Source organism: Aphanothece microscopica RSMan92 (genome assembly GCF_046613545.2).
Classification (GTDB): domain Bacteria; phylum Cyanobacteriota; class Cyanobacteriia; order PCC-6307; family Cyanobiaceae; genus NIES-981.
This window is the reverse complement of record NZ_JBKKKY020000279.1, coordinates 1-743: the sequence shown is the minus strand read 5'-3', so window position 1 is coordinate 743 and position 743 is coordinate 1. Positions and strand designations below refer to the sequence as shown.

Genomic DNA, 743 nt, shown 5'->3' with positions numbered 1-743 from the left:
AACTGGGATGGCCGGTCCCTCGGGATGCTTTACACCTATTCCCGACTGACCATGCCGCAAAGCAACCCGGGCTTCCTGCCGGACGAGGATTATGCCGCAATCGTGGCGCATATGCTGGCCGTGTCGGGGGCACCGGCAGGGACAGATGCGCTGCCCGCCGATCCGGTGGCGCTGGGGGCGATCCTGATCCGTGAATCGCCCTGATCGACCTCGTGGGGGGGCGCCGTGGCGTCCCCCGCTTCCTCATTCCGTAACCCTGGTCTCGGGGATCCGTCCGATGTCGCGCCTGGTCCTGATGCTGGCCCTGTTCATTCCCGCCGCCTTGCCTGCCCAGACGCCTGAGGTCGCCCTTGGTTGCGCGGTTTCGGGCTACGACGTGGTGGTGACGAACACCACGACCCTGGCCCTGACGGCAGGCAGCACGGTCGCCTGGTCCGTGCGCTTTGCCCGGCTCGAGGGCTCGCAGACCCTGACGGCGGATCTTGCCCCTGGCGCCTCGGTCTTCATGACCGCAGTGCTGGGGTCGAACTATCTGAGTGCGCGTACCCCATGTCGCGCCTGGGTGCCGACAAGCTGATCCCGCACGTTCTGTCAGGTCGCGCGCCGTTGACGCAGCGCGTCGGTCCGGACGGCGACAGCACTGCCCCTGCATTCAATCATGGCAGTGTCGATCAAGATGTCGTCTGCCCCGCGACCTGGCCGCTCGGGAACGATTTTCTGCCAGGGCAGCACCTCGGCCAGCA

2 protein-coding genes are annotated in these 743 nt (G+C 66.8%); both read left to right on the top strand.

The annotated features are described in order from the left end of the window. Window positions 1-204, top strand: a 204-nt coding sequence (locus tag ACLD7X_RS17500) for a hypothetical protein (protein ID WP_411424966.1), incomplete at its 5' end; no start/stop codon positions are given. A gap of 91 nt (window positions 205-295) precedes the next feature. Beyond that, window positions 296-577 (top strand): hypothetical protein, encoded by a 282-nt coding sequence (locus tag ACLD7X_RS17495; protein WP_425625445.1) that lies wholly within the window; start codon window positions 296-298, stop codon window positions 575-577. Window positions 578-743 lie beyond the last annotated feature (166 nt).